We start from the raw sequence: 19,208 nt of genomic DNA on the forward strand, positions 1-19,208 counted from the left end.
GCAGGCGTTTCAAAAGAAGAGATTTTATTGTTTTTATGCTGTTGCCGCGAGCGCTGTAAATTGGGTAGAGATTGTCCGTTTTGTGCCTCTAAATATCGTTGAAAGGTTGCGAAATTTAGCTAACAGATTGCGGAGGAATTTTTTCGCCATTTGACATAATATAAATTATGCGAAAATTTATTATTGCTTCGTTATGGGCCTTCGACTAATTTCGGCTCATTTGAATATGAACTTTCGATGCTGTTTGATATCAGACATGAACACCATCAAGTGAAAGAAGGAAAATATGAAACTCTCACGCCTATTATTGACGTTAGCGCTATCGACTGCGCTCATCGGCGTTCCAGCGTTCGCAAATAACGCACAATCAAACATTCAAAAGGCATCGCCAGTTTTGGTGACGTCGCCCGCAGCGCAAGCGATTGATGTGCAAAGTCTCGATGGCATTGTGGCGGCTCTTTACGATGTGATCTCTGGTGGCATTGGCCAACCAAGAAACTGGAATCGCATGCGCTCATTATTTATTCCTGAGGCGCGGATTATGGCAATTGTGCCTAAGCGAGACTCTTCGGATCTAGCGTTGAGAATTATGAGTATCAGTGATTACATCGCAAATTCTGGCCCTGTGCTAATTGAGACTGGATTTCGCGAAAAAGAAATCACTCGCAAAACTGAACAATGGGGAGAACTTGCGCAGGTTTTTACGACGTATGAAACCATTATGGATAAAGATGGGATTGTCAGGCGTGGGATTAATAGTATTCAGCTGATGAATGACGGTACCCGCTGGTGGATAGTCTCCTTACTATTTGAGGCTGAGCGTGACCAATTGCGATTGCCTGAGACCTATTTGGCACCGGCTAAATAAAAAGTACAAAAAAAGGAAGCCAGTTAAACTGAGCTTCCTTTTTTTGTGCTTTGAGTGAAGTCCTACAGGCTAAGTTCGCCTAAAAATCTGGTCGAACTGTAAGCTGTTGACATAATGGGCTTAATTATTCTGAAGGAGGAATATTGCGATCAGCGGCTTGAGGATCACTATTTTCTACTGAAGTCCCCTCTTCTGGCTCGGATCTTTCAGCACGATTTTTTAGCTTTTCTTCTTTTTTTCGTTTTTTTGCGAGTTCTTTTTGGCGTTTCTCATACCCGTAATTTGGTGTGGCCACAGTTATCCTTTAATGTTTTTAGCACTCTAACACATGGAGGCACTGAACACTTGTCTGAATTGGCTTATTCCACGATCCACACTTTGAATAATGATTTTTGATGTATTTTTTCTTAAAGCAATCTTTTTGTATTGAAGAATTCATTTTTCTCATTTAGTATCCATAAATCAATATATGCTAGAAAGGGTATGTTATGAGTCAAATGCCTCCGGCAATCAGTAGCACGGGTGAAGATAATCCAGAATTGATGTACAAAGGGCTGGGCCATGTGGTTCGCGCACTGCATGATGCATTAACCTGGGTTGGTGCTGATGAAATTTTGGCGGAAGCATCAAATGAATTTCCATCGGCACGTGAGCGATTAAATCATGTCGCTGTTTTGACTGAAAAGGCAGCGAATACTGTTTTATCGACAGTGGAAAATACATTGCCATTACAACAAGCGACTAAAAAAAATGCAGACAAACTGCTGTCGCAATGGGATCAAACTTCGTTACAAGATCTGTCGAAGGAAGAATTACTAGCTCTCGCAGAAAATACCCGGGCTTTTATTGGTGAAACAAAAAATACCAGTGAGATGACCGAGAAGGCTTTGTCAGACATCATGATGGCACAAGACTTTCAAGATCTTACCGGGCAGTTAATTAAAAAAGTTGTGAGCTTATTAGAGCGCACTGAAAAAGATCTTTTGGGCTTGTTGATCAGCGGCGCACCTGATGGGGCAATATCTTCGAAGAAGAAAGATGATTTGCTAGCTGGCCCCGGTGCTGTAGGTGGTGTTCAACTCAATCAAGAAAGTGTCGACGATCTGTTGTCTGATCTAGGATTTTGATATTGTTTTAGTGCAGACGCATAGACTTCTAGGTCTGCGAGTTAACTAAAAAGGGCTTTCCGGAAAGCCCTTTTGTATTTGAATTATCTTGTCGTTATCTTGCTTTTGACAAAATCACTAACCATTTACGGAACAGTAAAATTTCTAAATGCCCGGCCTGCACTCCTGTAGAGCATTCGATCACCGGATTCACTTGATAGTGACGATTTCTAAAGTCATTACATACAAAAATTTCACGACGACCAATACGCATTAAAAACGTGCTCGGCGAAAATTGCACAGTGAAACGCGTATCAAGAGTTTGTTCTAAGTTAGTCATTTGATGAAATCTCCATAATCTGATGTCGAATTGCCGAAACTACTAAAATACCGAGCTAAACACTGATAATTTACGTTAAAACCACTGTATGCGCGTTCAGTAGTTGATAATGTAAATCAAAACTACTGTGCATGCAATCAGTATTTATATTTTGTCGCTCAGGTGTTGTTTTGTTTCGGTGAACATCAATGCTAGAGATGAATCGATATGTATTTTCTATTTCAATCGTTATAGATCCAAGACGTGAAAGTCCAAAAACTAAAGTCAGTTGCCGAAAAAATTAGTCTTCGATTAGCCCTTCTTGAGTCAAGCGTAATACACGATCACAACGCTTCGCTAATTCAGCGTCGTGCGTCACGATCACAAATGCCGTTCCCAAGGTTTTGGATAATTCCAACATTAACGCGAAAACCTGATCCGCAATGCCTCGATCCAGGTTCCCGGTAGGTTCGTCAGCTAGTACGCAGGCTGGATTCGTGACCAAAGCACGTGCTAGTGCAACGCGTTGACGTTCTCCTCCTGAGAGTTCACCGGGAACGTGAGTGATTCGATGTGCTAAACCGACTTTAGTTAACATGGTTTTGGCAACTTCTTGCGCATCTGCCCGCTTCATGCGGCGAATCAATAAGGGCATGGCGACATTATCTAAGGCTGAGAACTCGGGCAGTAAATGATGGAACTGATACACAAAACCAAGCGACTGATTACGTAAATCGCCACGAGCAGATTCACCCATACTGGCGAAATCATTGCCTAGCAAATTTACGATACCTCTGCTTGGCGTATCCAAACCACCAAGTAAATGCAGTAAGGTCGATTTCCCAGAACCAGAGGCACCGACGATGGCGATACGCTCGCCAGCATGAATAGCGAAATCAACACCGTGCAAGACCTTGACCGCTTGTTCGCCATGCCCAAAGGTTTTTGCCAAATTTTTACAAGATAAAACAGCTTGTTGCTTACTCATAACGCAATGCCTCCGCAGGTTTAACGCGGGCAGCGCGCCAGCTAGGATAAATGGTCGCCAAGAACGCCAATACGACTGCGATACCGCCAATAGTCCATACATCAGACCAATGTAAATCAGAAGGCAGGGTGCTAATCACATACACCTCTTTTGCCAAAAACTGTATGCCTAAAATCTTCTCAATAAAGGGCACGATGACGTCGATATTGAGTGCTACGATGATGCCTGACAAGACACCGAGTGCGGTGCCAAATAATCCAACGAGACCACCCTGCACCATAAAAATTTTCATGATCGACATCGGTGACGCGCCTAAGGTGCGCAAGATCGCAATGTCAGCCTGTTTCTCGGTCACTGTCATGACTAAAGTCGAAACTAAATTAAACGCAGCGACGGCGATAATTAAGGTCAAAATAATGAACATCATGGTTTTTTCTGTTTTCACCGCTGCAAAATAATTACTGTTTTGCTGTGACCAATCACGCGTGATTAAACTGCCACCTAAAGAGCGGCTCAACTCAAAGGCGACCTGTGGTGCTTGCAACATATCTTTGATACGCAGACGCACACCAGTCGGTGCGTCTTGACGGAAAAATTTCTGCGCATCAGCAAGATGAATAAACGCCATACCGGAATCAAACTCGTAGTGACCCGCTTCGAATACCGCGACCACAGTAAATCCTTTGAGACGCGGAATGGTACCTGCTGGTGTCAATTGGCCTTCGGGCGCTGCCAAGGTAACTTTATCACCGATCCCAACGTGCATAGCGCGGGCTAGTTCAACCCCAAGAATAATATTGAAGGCACCTTCTTTTAAATCTGTTAATTTGCCTGCTTTGACCTTGCTTGCGACAATCGATACTTTCGGTTCTTCGTCTGGCAAAATACCGCGAATGACTGCGCCACGCATGACACCATCATTGACGATCATACTTTGCGCATCAACATAAGGCGCTGCACCCAAAACCGAGGGATGCAATTGTGCTTGCTTAGCGGTTGCTTGCCAATCTGGAATAACACCACTAGCATCAAACACTTCGATATGCGGCAAAACCGACAGCATCCTATCCCGCACTTCTTTCTGAAATCCATTCATCACTGACAATACAATAATCAGTGCTGCGACACCGAGTGCGATGCCAGCCATCGAAATGAGCGAAATAAAAGAAATAAAACTATTGCGGCTACTACGGCGTCCAGCGCGGGTATAACGCAAGCCGACCAGCCATTCAAAAGGGAGATTTTTCACGAAAGGAGCGATTCCAAATAAACAAATATGCAGACAAAAAAGCGGACAAATCTTCAAGAGCCCGTAGTTTGCCATACAATGACGCTATGAGCTATTTAGAAATTATTTTGCCTTTCGGCATACCACCCGCCTCCTTGGCTAAAGAATTAGTCAAGCAAATGAAAACGCCGTCACTTGCTATGCTTTTAGGATATGCAAAGCAAGATCAAGTGCACGTCTTTGATGAATTCGCAAGGTTGTTGCCGCATGAGTTTTGGCTCAGCCGGCATTTTAGTAAAGCGAACTCCATTCTGACTAGCCCACCACTTACCCATAGCCATATGCAAGAATTTGGCCAGCCAAAGGCGGAAGGATTTTGGTTCACCTTAAGTCCAATCCATATTCACATTGCCCGCGATCATATGGTGATGACCGATCCGCGCCGCCTTGATATTTCTGACGAAGAGTCACGTGCATTGTTTGAAGCAGCCAAAGAGATTTGCGAAGAATTGGGAAAAACGCTAGTGTTTGGCGATGCGAAGACTTGGTTTTTACGTGCAGACGAATGGTTCTCGTTGCAAACAGCTAGCTTAGACGCCGCAGCTGGTCACAATATGGAAATCTGGATCGCGAAAGGTGAACACGAAGTTGCTTGGCGCAAATTGCAGAATGAAATCCAAATGCTCTGGCACATACACCCTGTGAATCAGCAACGTGATGAGCAGGGACGCAATACCATTAACTCAGTTTGGTTACACAGTGGTAGTGCGGAACCACAGACTCTGCAATGTGAATTGGGTGTCAAATGTTTTGCTGACTTATCTAAGCAACAAAATACGCAGAAGAATACGAAGCAGAGCGTAGTAATTGACAATTGTTTGGAACCTGCGCTCAATAGTGATTGGGGAACCTGGTTAGCACAGATGAATCAATTAGAACGTGATTGGTTCGCGCCGGCATTAGAAGCTATACAAAGCAAGCAAATTAAAACTCTGCAATTGGTGTTAAGCGATGGCCAATGCTTGGCTCAATTTTCTTGCCGCGCCCCGCAAACATGGAAGTTTTGGCGCAAACCTAGCTTGGAGATTTTATTGAAATTGGCGCAGCCATCAGAGCAGACTAGATAATCGTTAACACATCAGAGATGCAGCAGTAATTTACTAATTTAATTTAACTTGATATGACACGCATCAGCACTCGTCCCTACGCATTTCGACAAGCAGAACTCCTCAAGCAAAGTGGCTTACATCCTGTCCTGGCGCGTCTTTTTGCTGCTCGCGGCATTCTCAGTGCAGAAGAATTACTCACCGACTTACCAGCATTGATTCCGCCTAATCGTCTATTAAATAGCGAAAAAGCGGCAAAATTTCTAGCCGATGCGATTGCCGCCAAGAAGAGGCTCGTGATCGTCGCAGATTATGACTGTGATGGCGCAACCGCATGTGCGGTAGGCTTGCGTGGTTTACGTATGTTGGGTGCAGAAGTTGATTACATCGTGCCGAATCGATTTGAATACGGCTACGGCTTAACACCAGAAATCGTCGAACTCACTGCACGCGAAAAATCGCCCGATATTATCGTCACCGTTGATAATGGTATCGCTAGTATTGACGGCGTCGCCGCGGCCAATGCGCGTGGCATCGAAGTGCTGGTAACGGATCACCATTTGCCTGCGGATACCTTGCCGCAAGCGAGAGTGATAGTGAATCCGAATCAGCCATTTTGCGATTTTCCTAGCAAAAATCTAGCTGGCGTTGGCGTGATGTTTTATGTATTGCTGGCATTGCGCGCTGAACTACGGCAGCGCGGTGCGTTCGATCAACAGAATCAGCCTAAATTAGATACTTTGCTCGATCTGGTTGCGCTCGGTACGGTTGCCGATGTGGTGAAGCTTGATCCGAATAATCGTATTTTGGTAGCACAAGGTTTAAAACGTATGCGTGCTGGTCGTATGCATGCCGGTATCGCCGCCTTATTCCGTGTTGCTGGTCGCGAACCTCGCTTGGCAAGCCCGTTTGATTTAGGTTTTGCTGTCGGTCCGCGACTAAATGCGGCCGGTCGATTAGCGGACATGTCACTTGGCATCGAATGTTTAACCACCGATGATGAAGGACGCGCTTGGCAAATCGCGCAAGAGCTCAATAGTATTAACGCGGATCGCAAAGATATCGAACGCGAAATGCAAGATGTCGCCCTACTCCATCTTGATGATTTTCAAGCACAAGACACGCACACGATCACGGTCTTTGACGAATCTTGGCACCAAGGCGTAATCGGTATCGTCGCTTCCCGTTTAAAAGACAAATTTTTTCGCCCGACGATTACCTTCGCACCAGGTGATGAAGGTTTAATCAAAGGTTCTGGTCGCTCAATTCCGGGTTTTCATTTACGAGATGCTTTAGATCTAGTCTCAAAACATGCACCTAGTCTGATACAAAAATTTGGTGGCCACGCGATGGCGGCTGGATTGACGATACGTGCTGACGATTTCGCTGCGTTTCAAACTGCCTTTGAAGCGGTAGGCAAATCATGGCTACGTCAAGAACAACTAGAGCGCATCATCGAAACCGATGGTGTTTTGGAAGATGCCTATTACACCACCGATTTTATCGAACTGATCGATAGCCAAGTATGGGGACAAGGTTTTGCACCACCGATATTTTGTGATGAATTTAAGTTGGTTTCGCAGCGCGTTTTAAAAGAGCGCCATTTGAAAATGGTATTAGAAAAAAATGGCATGCGTTACGATGCGATTTGGTTTGGGCACACGGATAGTTTTGGCGAACGAATCAACGTCGCCTTTCGGCTTGATGCAAATGAATACAATGGCGTCACCAAAGTACAGTTATTGGTTGAACATGTAGAACAAGCTTAATCCTCGTCCGCAATATGCAAATCAGCAGGGTCGATATCATAATCAAGAATATCGGCTGGTTTGCAATCTAAGACTAGGCAAATTTTTGCCAGCGTATCAAAACGTATGCCGCGCACTTTTTCGGTACGCAACATCGACAGCTGCGTCTCAGAAAGACCGATTTGCGCTGCCAATTGTTTAGCACGCATCTTTCTGCGAGCCAGCATGACATCTAAGTTGACGCGTATAGGCATGATCTGCTTGGCGCCTTGAAACTACACAAAACTATCAACTTCGCCTTGTAAAGATTGCGCACGTTGTGCAACATATTTTAGGATCAAACCTATCATACCTATGGTCACCGCCTCAACATCCCAAGCTGTTTTTAGATCACGAGAACCTTGATTGATCCAAGCTTCAATAGTCGGTACCAACAAGATAGCTGCCATAGCGGCGTACATCAAATTAGCACCTATCGTCTGTAGACTTTTGAGCAAATCGCCATTGAACGACTTACTCCGTTCAAATCCTCTCAAAAAATTTGCAGCACCCCAAAGTGCGAATAAATAAGTGATCGGTACCAAAAGACCAGTCCAGAAAAATGGTAACTTTAGTGACGTCATCAATGTGTTTTGCCAATTAAAATTCCCACCCAAAGTGTAGATGGGAATTAATTGCAAGCCTCGTTCTATTACTAAGTTCAGTGCAAAAATAAGAGTCATGATTTTGACGAAAATACTTAACTGTCCAACGCCAAAGATCGCTGAAGTCTTAACTGGACTCATGAAAAACTCCATCAAAAAGAAATTAGGTTTAGCTCAAAATCACATCTGTACCGTTGGCATCATCTCGCAAAACTGAAAGCCTAGTTTGGTAGACACGCCTCGCCCACTCTATTTTTCTTACGTAAGCAATTGAAAAATATCGTTAAAACAAATATTAATTGAAGTAAAAATTAAAGTAAATGTTTCCTTGTGCGGTAAGATAAAAAGCCATTTCGATGATTTGGGAGCGATGATAAGATGCTCACCTTGCTTAGTTCGATTCATCAACTCGATGTTACATTTGCCAATTTACTTCTCTGGAATTCATATGCGTAAAATTGCCCTCTTATTCGCAAGCCTCATATTATCAAGCTCGATTGCCAGCGCTCAGTCGAACATCAAATTGAGTACAACCGAAGTTGTTGATAATGAAGACTTGATGAATGTCTTGCGCTTCCAAGGTATCAACTATAGCAAGGTAAAGTTCACTGGAACCCATTTATGGGGCAAGGATTTTAAAATATCGATCAGTGACTTTGTCAATGGAAAGCTGATCAAAACCCATGAGATTTTCGATTCAAGAGAAGATGAGTTTTTTAAATTAAAAGAACAAGAATTTAACTTCAATGTGTTGGCACAGCGCACTAGTGCGGGTAAAGCAAAATTTGATTTTCGCTTTTTAGGTTTTGGTGTCGTGAAAGAATTTAACTTAAATGTCGATCATAAAGACTTGGTCTTAAAAGGTTTTCAATCTGGTAAAACGGAAGTCGATTTTTCTACCAATCGAAACCAAAGTATTTTAGCTTTTATGATGCCTTACAAAACGAAAAAAGGCGCTATGCAATACGTTGACATCAACGGTTCGGGCATCAAACCAGAAGAGCTTGGGCAAAAATTCAAGATTCCTAGATATTTTTTGATTGATGTTCGATTCGATTAAAAATTCAAATAATAAAAAAGCACAGAGAAAAAACGCTGTGCTTTTTTTTGATGGCTTACTTCTCGTTCCAGATCTTCATCATATCTGCAGATCCTTGAGAACGAATGCCATTATCCGATAATATGCCTTCAGTTTCGGCGAGCATTGTCTTACGTGGCAATACCATAGTCTCCCCGTAACGCTGATCATAGTGAATGACAATCAAATCATCTTGCATGTCGCGCAATAAGGTGACTAAGTGTTTGAGACTTTTCACCTGAATGCCATTGATTGAGTAAATCACCGAGCCAAAACGATTGCTATATCCAGTCACCAGTTTATGCGGAAAAAATGGAGAGCTGACCACGACCAATTCTTCTCGTTCCTTGGTCGGCATTTCACCGCGCATAGTGACCAATGGGCTGGCATTGTAAGCGTAGCCATTTAGTGCTGGCGCGTTATTGGAAAGGAAGCTTAAGTATTCAACAGTGGCGCGCGAAAAAACGATGGGGCCAAAAATAAAATAGGATGGATAGCCGCCTTGCAAATCACCAATTAGGTGTGGTCTTCCCACATAAACTGGGGCTTGTACCGTCATCGGTTTTCCTGCTCTGACAATGTTTAATGCGACCTTGCCGTTACTAGCAATTTGTTGCACCTTGTATTTAAACATGACGCGAACGCTAGGTTTTAGTTTTACCATGCATTGATTGTCGATTGCGGTATCACCAATTTGCGTGATTACATCCCACTCCTTCAAAACAGCCGTACTGGATTGATCATAAGGTCTGTGAATGATGCAACCTTCTACGCTTTTATCTAGTTTGAGATAGTCACGTACAGTAGGATTTTCTAAAGTTTGTGTGACGTCTAACAGAGACGGTTTGCCGTCATACTTTTTATCAGCCACATCTTTCAAGAAAATTTCAATTTCTTCATTGGGGATGATGTAGCCAATATTTTGTGCATTCATGAGTCCTGAAAAAGCCAGGCCAATCATCTTGTCGCCAGCGATCACCGGTCCACCACTATTACCGGGATTAATTGCGGCATCAATTTGTATCCGTAAGCCGCCGGTACTGCCATCGTAGTCAACAAACTCGATTCGAGAGACGATGCCTTTCGTAATTGATAGCGAGTTACCCCCAGTTGGGTAGCCATAGGCGAATACAGCATCGGTGACTTCGGGTAATTTATTGCTGCGCATGACTGCGGCATGGGTATCAAAAAACTTTTCATCATCGAGTTTTAAGATAGCTAAATCCATGCCACGAGAAATCGCTTCCACCGTCGCAGAGACTTTATCCCCTTCTTGCCCAGTTTGAACCTGCACTTGACTCGCATATTCGACCACATGGGCATTCGTCAAAATGCGGCGTCCCTCTATGACCACACCGGATCCGGTCACTTCCTGTGGTGAAGCTTTCCCCCAAGGTTTAAATGGATCTGGACCACGCAAGGTGGAGAAGACTTTAACGACGGATTTTTCCAAATGACTGCCGGACGCTGTGGCAGCTGCTTTGTTGTTTGCTGCGTTTGCAAAACTGATTGAAAAGAGTGACGTAGTTACAATAAAACTGAAACCGACAAAAAACTTTTTAAACATCTGAGTGTCTCTTTGCATAAGCTGATTATTATAAAAAACGACTAGGTTAACAAAACATTCGCAACATCATATTGCATTTTCATTTTTGAAATTTGACCAAACAATGTCTATTTAGTTTCAGAATTTTTCTCTACAGCAGATTGTTCGGACTTCGAACAAGATTTTGCGCTAAAAACACCTTTCAAATACGAGCGTCTGACAATACCAGCCATTCCTGCTGCCGCCACTTCACGTGCATGGCTATCAGCGCCAGTCAATCGCCTGACCCACGACCGAAAAGGCACAAACCCTTCGGTAAAACTTCTTAACGCATTGACTGAGGCGTTGCCCAGTTCACGTTCTACGATATTGCCATCGGCATCCACTTTTACAGCATCGAGATCTGGACCGAGCACGGCATTTAATTCTTGAATTTCGCGTTCGTACCAAGCGCATTCAGCACCTGGCACAACAACATACGGCGCCTTACGTGCTTTGATGAGGACTTCCGGAATATCAGCCTTCATTAAATTCAAATCACTTAAAGGAGACGTAATGGCTGAGCCAAACCTGGCATCTAGTGCTTGATCTGCCTCCGCTTTACTTGTGGGCTTTGATTTTTTTTCAGATGTAGTGCTGCATCCCGTTAGTGCTATGGTGGCAGAAAATAGGATTATCGTTCCCACATTTTGTATTTTTTGTCTGTGTTGTTTCATCGCTTAAGCCGCTTATCTCAAATGAAAAACTGTATTAACTCTGATAGGAATTATTTGCAAAATTATGCGTTTCCTATTCGTATCCAGCATTTTGGTAAATCGATTTTACCTGCTGTTTATTGTGAATGCTTGCTTTAAATGAAATTCAAACTTTGATAATTGAGAAGTCGATCGACAATTGTCAACAAAAACAAAGGCTTAGAGTTTAAGTAAAATTATGTGACGCAGGCGCAATAGGATGGATTCAGGTAAAATCACGCCCATGAATCCAGCCCCTAAAAATCTATTTGCCTCGCCACGTTACCGTTCCGATGTTGGCGGTAAGCACGCAGCACCTTTTCTCCCTATGTCTCGCGCCGAAATGGACGCGCTTGGTTGGGATAGTTGCGACGTCATTTTAATCACAGGTGACGCCTATATCGATCATCCAAGTTTTGGTATGGCCTTAGTTGGTCGTCTACTCGAACAACAAGGCTTTCGGGTAGGCATTATTAGTCAACCCGATTGGCATTCCGCGGAAGATTTTCGTGCATTAGGTAGACCTAATTTGTATTTTGGCATCACTGCGGGAAATATGGATTCTATGGTGAATCGCTATACTGCAGATCGCAAAATTCGATCTGAAGATGCTTATACACCAGATGGTGATCCCAACAAGCGCCCCGACCGTGCTGTGGTCGTCTATGCGCAACGCGCACGCGAAGCTTTTCCTGAAGTGAATGTGGTGATCGGTAGTATTGAAGCGAGTCTACGTCGCATTGCGCACTATGATTATTGGTCAGACAAAGTAAAGCGTTCGGTCTTGCCTGATTCTAAAGCCGACATACTATTGTTTGGTAATGCCGAGCGTGCGATTGTCGATTTAACGCATCGACTAGCAGCTGGTGAATCGATTAAGTCAATTCGTGATTTACGTGGCACGGCGTTCATGACGCCATCAAATTGGTTGCCAGATGAGGATTGGTCAGAAATTCAATCAATCAAGATTGATACACCTGGCAAAATAGAAGTGCATACCAATCCGTACGAAATGATGCCGGAGAAAGAAGCGAAATGCGCGACTGGTCAAGCGCCAGCTTCGGCAGTAGCTTCAGTCGTTGCAGAGCAAGCCGATGTGATCAAACAGCAAGCGATTCGTATCATGAGTCGCGAAGAACGTCAGGCGATGCTCAAGAATAAACACAACAACACCGTGATACGACTGCCGTCATTCGAGGCTGTTAAGGATGATCCTGTGATGTATGCGCATGCGTCGCGCGTTTTCCATTTAGAGGCCAATCCTGGGAACGCCAAGGCACTTTCGCAAGCACATGGCGATCGCGATGTTTGGATTAATCCGCCGCCACTGCCTTTGGCGATGGACGAAATGGATGGTGTCTATGACCGTGCTTACGCGCGTGCGCCGCATCCTAGCTATGGTAAAGCACGCATCCCGGCTTGGGAAATGATCCGCTTTTCAGTCAATATTATGCGCGGCTGTTTTGGCGGATGTACTTTTTGCTCGATTACGGAACACGAAGGTCGGATTATTCAAAGTCGTTCTGAACCGTCGATCTTGCGTGAAATTGAAGAGATTCGCGACAAGACCAAAGGCTTTACTGGAACCATATCCGATTTGGGCGGACCAACGGCAAATATGTATAGACTGGCTTGTAAAGATAAAAAAATTGAAGAATCTTGTCGCCGACTGTCATGCGTTTATCCCGGCATTTGTAGCAACCTCAATACCGATCACAGTAAGCTGATCTCTTTATATCGGAAAGCACGTGCCATTCCGGGTGTGAAGAAAATCTTGATCAGTTCTGGTTTGCGTTATGACCTCGCTGTACGTTCGCCTGAATATGTCAAAGAATTGGTCACGCATCACGTCGGTGGATTATTGAAGATTGCACCCGAGCATACGGAAACCAATACCTTATCGAAAATGATGAAACCAGGTATCGGTGCCTATGACGAGTTTAAGGCGATGTTTCACAAATACTCCAAGGAAGCTGGTAAAGAACAGTATCTAATCCCCTACTTCATCGCGGCGCATCCAGGGACTACCGATGACGATATGGTCAATCTCGCTTTGTGGTTGAAGAAGAATGATTTTAAGCTTGATCAGGTTCAAACCTTTATGCCAACGCCTATGGCCTTGGCAACCACGATGTACCACACCCGTAAGAATCCGCTGAAGAAAATCACTGCGGATTCCGAAGTAGTCGAAACTGCTCGATCAGGAAAAATTCGCAAATTTCATAAAGCATTGCTGCGATATCATGCGCCTGAAAATTATGAGATCGTCAAAGAAGGATTATTACGTATGGGACGTGGTGATTTGATCGGCAGTAGCGAGCGACACTTAATTCCATCAAGAGCACCTGTTGTGGCGAACTTGGTCAGCACTGGTATGGTAGCGATGAAACGAGGCACCGCTCCTAAACTCAACACCTTCGGAAAAAGCTCCGCTACTCGATTGGCAGCCAAGCTTGCCCCCCCAAATGGCAAATCAGGTCTTGCTTATAACCCTGCAAAACCCAAAAAGGTCGTCGCGAAAACGGGACGCAAGTAATAATGCGCAGACAAGATTTACAATTACGTCAAATTGCTTTTATTGCCATCTTTGCGACTGATTGAATGGTCAGTCCTAAAGATGGATTCATCGATCTAACAACAGCACTAACGATTTCTTTGCTAGTTTTCAAATTGCCGCGTTACAATTTCCCGCAGGAAAATAATCGAGAAATTTGGTTTTTTTAAAGCGGTAGTCAGTCTCAATCTCAAGGAGAATCGTGATGAAGCATATGAAGACGGTGTTAATTTTGGAACATACCGAGGAAGTGTTTGATAAGTTAACCTGCGATGTCTGTGGTGCTGAATCGCATTGGGATGAAAATTGGTCAAGTGCAGAACCTGAGAAAACGATCACAACAGTACAATTGGAAGAAGAAGAGTCTTTCCCGAATGGCGGACAATCCTGCCAAACTCAATTTCATATCTGTCCTACATGCTTCAAAACCAAATTAACCGATTGGTTTGCAAGTCATCGTCAGGTTAAGCCGACGGTTTCAAAGTCAGTTTGGTAGTATTTACTACTACGCTAGGTAGCCAAATAAATCGTTTTTATTTGGCTCTCAATCCAATCTCCTCGAAACTTCGCCAACACCCAAAATTGCTTGCGACCTCTTTGGGTTTAACTGCCGCCATTTTTTCGTTTATCACTCGTTAAATCGTCCAATTCACGCAATTGATACTACCTGTCAGGTATAATTTAGGGTTTATTTATCTCACCTACAGAAGAATCTCATGGAAGCTGAACGCCTCAATAGTATCGCCAACCTGCTCATCGACTTAACCAGTCGTGAAGCCGAACTTCGGAGGTATCTTTGACTTCGATATCAAGTCAGAGAAACTGGAACAAGTTAACGGTGAATTAGAAGATCCAAAAGTTTGGGAAGAGCCTAAACGTGCCCAAGAACTCGGCAAAGAGAAGAAATCCTTAGAAGCCATCGTTCACACCCTCATCAAGATCGACGCCGATCTCAAAGACGCCAACGAAATTTTCGCGATGGCGCGTGAAGAAGATGACGAAGACACTTTAGAAGCTATCGAGGCAGACGCCGCTCATTTAAGAGAATTAGTTGAAGGCATGGAATTCCGCCGGATGTTTAATAATCCTATGGACGCGAATAACTGCTTTATCGATATTCAAGCTGGCGCTGGCGGAACGGAGGCGCAAGACTGGGCGTCGATGTTGCTGCGTCAATACTTGCGTTATTGCGAGCGCAAAGGTTTCAAAGTTGAGATTCTCGAACAATCTGATGGCGAGGTTGCTGGCATTAAGACCGCAACACTCAAAGTGGAAGGCGAATACGCTTATGGCTTCTTGCGTACAGAAACAGGTGTGCATCGTTTAGTGCGTAAGTCACCGTTTGATTCGGCGAATGGTCGTCACACATCGTTCTCAAGTTTGTTTGTTTATCCCGAAGTGGATGAATCATTTGAGATTGATATCAATCCAGCTGACGTGCGTGTTGATACGTATCGCGCATCGGGTGCGGGGGGGCAGCACATTAACAAAACCGATTCCGCGGTTCGTTTAACTCATGCGCCTTCTGGCATCGTCGTGCAATGTCAAAACGACCGTAGTCAACATCGTAACCGTGCTGAAGCATGGGAGATGTTGAAAGCGAAGTTGTTTGAGCTGGAATTACGTAAGCGCATGAGTGAGAAGCAGAATCTGGAAGACACTAAGACGGACGTCGGCTGGGGTCACCAAATTCGCTCCTACGTACTAGATCAATCTCGCATCAAAGATTTGCGCACCAATTACGAAATGGGTAATACCAAAGCGGTACTTGACGGTGATCTCGATGGATTCATCGCGGCGTCGCTAAAGCAAGGCGTATAGTCTTAGAACACGCGACCTAACGAAACAATTTCAATTTCAATTTTAGAGAACAATCATGTCCGACCAACAAAATACAGCAGCAGAATTGCCACAAGACGAAAATTCGATCATCGCTGAGCGTCGTGCTAAACTCGACGCAATCCGTGCGAAAGGCGTTGCCTTCCCTAATGATTTCCGTCCACAGCATAAGGCGTCAGATCTGCAAGCGCAGTATGGTGAAGTAAGTCGTGAAGACTTAGAAGTGCAAAATGTGGAAGTTGTTGTTGCTGGTCGCATGATGCTCAAGCGTGAAGCGGGTAAAAAAGCAGCCTTCGCGACTTTACAAGATGCATCTGGTTTAAAAGCGGATGGTCGCATTCAGCTCTACGTAACTAGCGATAAAACCGGTGAAGCCGAAATGGAAGCCTTCCGTCATTATGACTTGGGCGATATTTTGGGTATTGAAGGTGTTTTGTTCAAAACCAAGACTGACGAGTTGACTGTCAAAGTGACGAAATTGCGCTTGCTGACTAAATCGTTGCGCCCTCTTCCTGATAAATTCCACGGCTTATCCAATCAAGAGACAAAATACCGTCAGCGTTACGTCGATTTGATCATGAGCGAAGAAACCCGTCGCACATTCAAAGCGCGTACCGCAGCGATGAACTCCATTCGTAGCTTCATGAACAGCCATGATTTCATGGAAGTGGAAACACCGATGTTGCACGTCATTCCTGGCGGCGCGGCAGCAAAACCTTTCATCACACATCACAATGCGCTGGATATGGAAATGTATCTGCGTATCGCACCAGAATTGTATTTGAAGCGCTTGGTCGTCGGCGGTTTTGATCGCGTGTTTGAAGTCAATCGTAACTTCCGTAACGAAGGTGTCTCACCACGTCACAATCCGGAATTCACGATGATGGAATTCTATGCTGCCTACGTAGATTACAAGTGGTTGATGGACTTTACTGAAGAAGTCATTCGCAAAGCTGCGGTCGATGCACACGGTACGGCAGTCTTGACTTACCAAGGTAAAGAGTTAGATTTATCCAAGCCTTTCCAACGCTTGACCATCGTCGGTGCTATCAATAAGTACGCGCCTCACTACACAGCAGAACAATTGGGTGACGCAGAATTTATCAAAGCAGAGTTGAAGAAATTTGGCGTTAAACCATTCGCCACGGCTGGCTTAGGTGCATTGCAATTGGCTTTATTCGAAGAAACTGCCGAAGCGCAGTTGTGGGAACCGACTTACATTATCGACTATCCAGCGGAAGTCTCACCGTTGGCACGTGCTTCTGACACGGTTCCTGGCATTACAGAACGCTTCGAGTTGTTCATGACGGGTCGTGAAATTGCGAATGGTTTTTCTGAATTGAACGATGCAGAAGATCAAGCTGCGCGCTTCATGGCGCAAGTCGCCGCCAAAGATGCAGGTGATGAAGAAGCTATGTACTACGACGCCGATTACATTCGCGCTCTGGAATACGGTTTGCCTCCAACCGGCGGTTGTGGCATCGGTATTGATCGTTTGATGATGTTGATCACGGATTCACCAAATATTCGTGACGTGATTTTGTTCCCACATTTGCGTCGTGAGGAATAAAACTACCGTAGTGGAAAATTAAGAAAAGGATGAGACATGTCTCATCCTTTATTTTTACGATGCAACGATGCAATGATGTAATTTGTATTTAGAATGAAGGCTTAGCTTTAGGTGCATTGGCCCTATCGCCGATTGCATTTTCACTAAGGATATGATGTGACTACTCTAACGACGATTACGACACCATTTTTATCAAACTGGAATCACATAGATGCATTGCTTGACAGCGGACCAGGATGGAATTGGTTAACTCCAAAGCGCAACACGATTTTTTATAGCTTCGCTGTTAATGCTGAAACAAGTGCACCAACTTCAGGTGTAAGCGGCAACTTAGAAATATTCAGTATCACACAACAAAATGCGGTGCGTGATATTTTTCGCTACGTTTCACAAATTACTGGCATAGCTTTCAGTGAGACAATTGAGGCTAATATTGCGGATTTACACTTTGCCAATGCCAATATTGACAATCCTAATTTTGCTGGATTAACTGATTGGAACTATAACTATCGTTACGACAAGAATAAGCTCCTCACGAGTTACGATGTTCAAGCTTATCTGTATATCGATACAGCGGAGTACGGCAATCAATACTTGAGCCCTCAATTGGGCAATTTTTCCTACGAGTTACTATTGCACGAGATTGGTCATGTGCTCGGTTTGAAGCATCCATTCTCTGGCAACATCGCTCTGCCGACGGAAGATAACAACACTGAACACAGCTTAATGTCGTATACCAAAATTGGTGTACATAGCCAGTACAGTCCTTACGATATAGCAGCATTGAAATGGCTTTATGGTGATGATGGCCTCGGTGGAGCTTTAGGCGTCGGGTCACAAGGGAAATACTTGATGACGACAGCTGATAACGATATCTTAATTGGCACCTCCGGCAACGATGTTCTAGACGGCGTAGAGGGCATCGATACCGCACTATATAACGGTACACGTAATAGCTACACACTTAAAAAGACTGGAGACGCCTACGAAATTCAAGGTAGCCAAGGCATAGATAACTTGCTCAACATTGAATACATTAAATTCGCTGATATGCGTATTAATTTGCAGATCCAAGCATTGGCCAAATCAATTGATCCAAAAGCACTGCAAGGTATCGAAGAACTCTATGCCGCTTTTTTTAATCGCGTGCCCGACGCAGATGGACTCTCTTATTGGATCACTCAATTCAAAAATGGAAGCTCGATACGCCAAATTGCCGAATCATTCTACGATGCTGGTGTCGAACACTCCGCAGTTACCGGCTACTCCGCAAACATGAGTAATCAAGACTTTGTTAATCGTATTTACACCAATGTCCTTGGACGAACCGAAGGTGCCGATGCCGAAGGACTAGCCTACTGGAGTACGGCACTTAGTAGCGGTAATGAATCACGTGGCTCACTCGTCACATCCATCCTCAATAGCGCTCATACATTTAAATCTGATCCGACATGGTCATGGGTCGCTGACCTGCTAGACAATAAAATTAAAGTAGCAAACATTTTCGCCGTTGATGCAGGCCTTAACTACAACAGCCCCGAACAATCCATTACGCAAGGTATGGCGATCGCAAAAGCAGTATCTCCGACCGATATTAATGCCGCGATTGCTTTGATAGGATTAGCACCAGATCAATTGGGCTTGCTGTAGTCTTGGTTGCTATTAATTTTGAAATTTGGTTTTACTAGACGGCTTGCTTAGTGGAAGCGTAAAGCATTGACCAAGACACCCATCTCGTAAAGCAACAAGAATAGTGGCAAGATCAAGCCTGCTATTGCATTCATTTAACTAAATTGTAGCGACGCGAGTGATTTAAGCCAACTGAGCTGGTACAATTGCCATAGCACTTACGACACAAGTTAGAGCGACCTCTCGACAAC

General features: G+C 44.3%; 18 protein-coding genes. 10 read left to right on the top strand and 8 right to left on the bottom strand.

The window, feature by feature from the left end:
• Positions 1-286: 286 nt before the first annotated feature.
• Complete coding sequence (locus tag H8K52_RS01485) at positions 287-868, top strand: hypothetical protein (RefSeq protein WP_186920731.1); 582 nt, start codon at positions 287-289, stop codon at positions 866-868.
• 124 nt (positions 869-992) lie between these two features.
• On the opposite strand, the gene H8K52_RS01490 is transcribed toward H8K52_RS01485, so the two are convergent.
• Positions 993-1,163: a hypothetical protein gene (locus H8K52_RS01490; protein ID WP_186920732.1), complete on the bottom strand. Its 171-nt coding sequence runs from the start codon at positions 1,161-1,163 to the stop codon at positions 993-995.
• A gap of 193 nt (positions 1,164-1,356) precedes the next feature.
• On the opposite strand from H8K52_RS01490, the gene H8K52_RS01495 reads away from it, so the two are divergent.
• Positions 1,357-1,995, top strand: a complete 639-nt coding sequence (locus tag H8K52_RS01495) for a protein phosphatase CheZ (RefSeq protein WP_186920733.1) — start codon at positions 1,357-1,359, stop codon at positions 1,993-1,995.
• A 94-nt stretch (positions 1,996-2,089) separates the two neighbouring features.
• On the opposite strand, the gene H8K52_RS01500 is transcribed toward H8K52_RS01495, so the two are convergent.
• The 3 genes from H8K52_RS01500 to H8K52_RS01510 all read right to left on the bottom strand — a co-directional run bounded on the left by H8K52_RS01500 (position 2,090) and on the right by H8K52_RS01510 (position 4,530).
• Positions 2,090-2,314, bottom strand: a complete 225-nt coding sequence (locus tag H8K52_RS01500; RefSeq protein ID WP_186920734.1) for a hypothetical protein — start codon at positions 2,312-2,314, stop codon at positions 2,090-2,092.
• A 280-nt stretch (positions 2,315-2,594) separates the two neighbouring features.
• Positions 2,595-3,281: a lipoprotein-releasing ABC transporter ATP-binding protein LolD gene (gene lolD / locus H8K52_RS01505; RefSeq protein ID WP_186920735.1), complete on the bottom strand. Its 687-nt coding sequence runs from the start codon at positions 3,279-3,281 to the stop codon at positions 2,595-2,597.
• Positions 3,274-4,530, bottom strand: coding sequence for a lipoprotein-releasing ABC transporter permease subunit (locus H8K52_RS01510; protein ID WP_343044117.1), 1,257 nt, complete (start codon positions 4,528-4,530; stop codon positions 3,274-3,276). Before H8K52_RS01510 ends, lolD begins: the two co-directional genes overlap by 8 nt.
• An 86-nt stretch (positions 4,531-4,616) precedes the next feature.
• Between H8K52_RS01510 and H8K52_RS01515 the strand changes: the two genes are divergently transcribed.
• Both H8K52_RS01515 and recJ read left to right on the top strand, forming a co-directional pair.
• Positions 4,617-5,636: a hypothetical protein gene (locus H8K52_RS01515; protein WP_186920737.1), complete on the top strand. Its 1,020-nt coding sequence runs from the start codon at positions 4,617-4,619 to the stop codon at positions 5,634-5,636.
• Positions 5,637-5,689: 53 nt separating this feature from the next.
• Complete coding sequence (gene recJ / locus H8K52_RS01520) at positions 5,690-7,384, top strand: single-stranded-DNA-specific exonuclease RecJ (RefSeq protein WP_186920738.1); 1,695 nt, start codon at positions 5,690-5,692, stop codon at positions 7,382-7,384.
• Here the strand turns inward: recJ and H8K52_RS01525 are convergent.
• A complete protein-coding gene (locus H8K52_RS01525) occupies positions 7,381-7,617 on the bottom strand; it encodes a helix-turn-helix domain-containing protein (RefSeq protein WP_186920739.1) in 237 nt (78 codons plus the stop codon). The two genes, recJ and H8K52_RS01525, sit on opposite strands and share 4 nt — an antisense overlap.
• Positions 7,618-7,638: 21 nt before the next feature.
• A complete protein-coding gene (locus tag H8K52_RS01530) occupies positions 7,639-8,148 on the bottom strand; it encodes a DUF2975 domain-containing protein (protein WP_186920740.1) in 510 nt (169 codons plus the stop codon).
• A gap of 187 nt (positions 8,149-8,335) precedes the next feature.
• Here H8K52_RS01530 and H8K52_RS01535 point away from each other — a divergent pair, with 187 nt between their 5' ends.
• Positions 8,336-9,067: a hypothetical protein gene (locus H8K52_RS01535; protein WP_186920741.1), complete on the top strand. Its 732-nt coding sequence runs from the start codon at positions 8,336-8,338 to the stop codon at positions 9,065-9,067.
• A 55-nt stretch (positions 9,068-9,122) separates the two neighbouring features.
• On the opposite strand, the gene H8K52_RS01540 is transcribed toward H8K52_RS01535, so the two are convergent.
• Positions 9,123-10,652 (bottom strand): S1C family serine protease, encoded by a 1,530-nt coding sequence (locus H8K52_RS01540; protein ID WP_246464187.1) that lies wholly within the window; start codon positions 10,650-10,652, stop codon positions 9,123-9,125.
• Positions 10,653-10,759: 107 nt separating this feature from the next.
• A complete protein-coding gene (locus H8K52_RS01545; RefSeq protein WP_222613639.1) occupies positions 10,760-11,347 on the bottom strand; it encodes a hypothetical protein in 588 nt (195 codons plus the stop codon).
• 346 nt (positions 11,348-11,693) lie between these two features.
• On the opposite strand from H8K52_RS01545, the gene H8K52_RS01550 reads away from it, so the two are divergent.
• The 5 genes from H8K52_RS01550 to H8K52_RS21775 all read left to right on the top strand — a co-directional run bounded on the left by H8K52_RS01550 (position 11,694) and on the right by H8K52_RS21775 (position 18,978).
• Positions 11,694-13,901, top strand: a complete 2,208-nt coding sequence (locus H8K52_RS01550) for a YgiQ family radical SAM protein (RefSeq protein WP_246464220.1) — start codon at positions 11,694-11,696, stop codon at positions 13,899-13,901.
• Between the two features lie 223 nt (positions 13,902-14,124).
• The gene (locus tag H8K52_RS01555; RefSeq protein ID WP_186920743.1) at positions 14,125-14,415 is read left to right on the top strand and encodes a hypothetical protein; all 291 of its coding nucleotides are present in this window, start codon (positions 14,125-14,127) and stop codon (positions 14,413-14,415) included.
• Positions 14,416-14,635: 220 nt separating this feature from the next.
• Positions 14,636-15,740, top strand: a protein-coding gene (prfB, locus tag H8K52_RS01560) for a peptide chain release factor 2 (RefSeq protein WP_186920744.1) whose coding sequence is annotated in 2 segments (ribosomal slippage) — positions 14,636-14,716 and positions 14,718-15,740 — 1,104 coding nt in all. Because the reading frame shifts where the segments join, the coding sequence is not laid out codon by codon here.
• Positions 15,741-15,795: 55 nt separating this feature from the next.
• Positions 15,796-17,328 (top strand): lysine--tRNA ligase, encoded by a 1,533-nt coding sequence (lysS, locus tag H8K52_RS01565; protein WP_186920745.1) that lies wholly within the window; start codon positions 15,796-15,798, stop codon positions 17,326-17,328.
• A gap of 156 nt (positions 17,329-17,484) precedes the next feature.
• The gene (locus tag H8K52_RS21775) at positions 17,485-18,978 is read left to right on the top strand and encodes a DUF4214 domain-containing protein (protein ID WP_186920746.1); all 1,494 of its coding nucleotides are present in this window, start codon (positions 17,485-17,487) and stop codon (positions 18,976-18,978) included.
• The last annotated feature ends 230 nt before the right edge of the window (positions 18,979-19,208 follow it).

The sequence above is a fragment of the Affinundibacterium seohonense genome (assembly GCF_014284305.1).
GTDB lineage: Bacteria > Pseudomonadota > Gammaproteobacteria > Burkholderiales > Burkholderiaceae_D > Undibacterium > Undibacterium seohonense.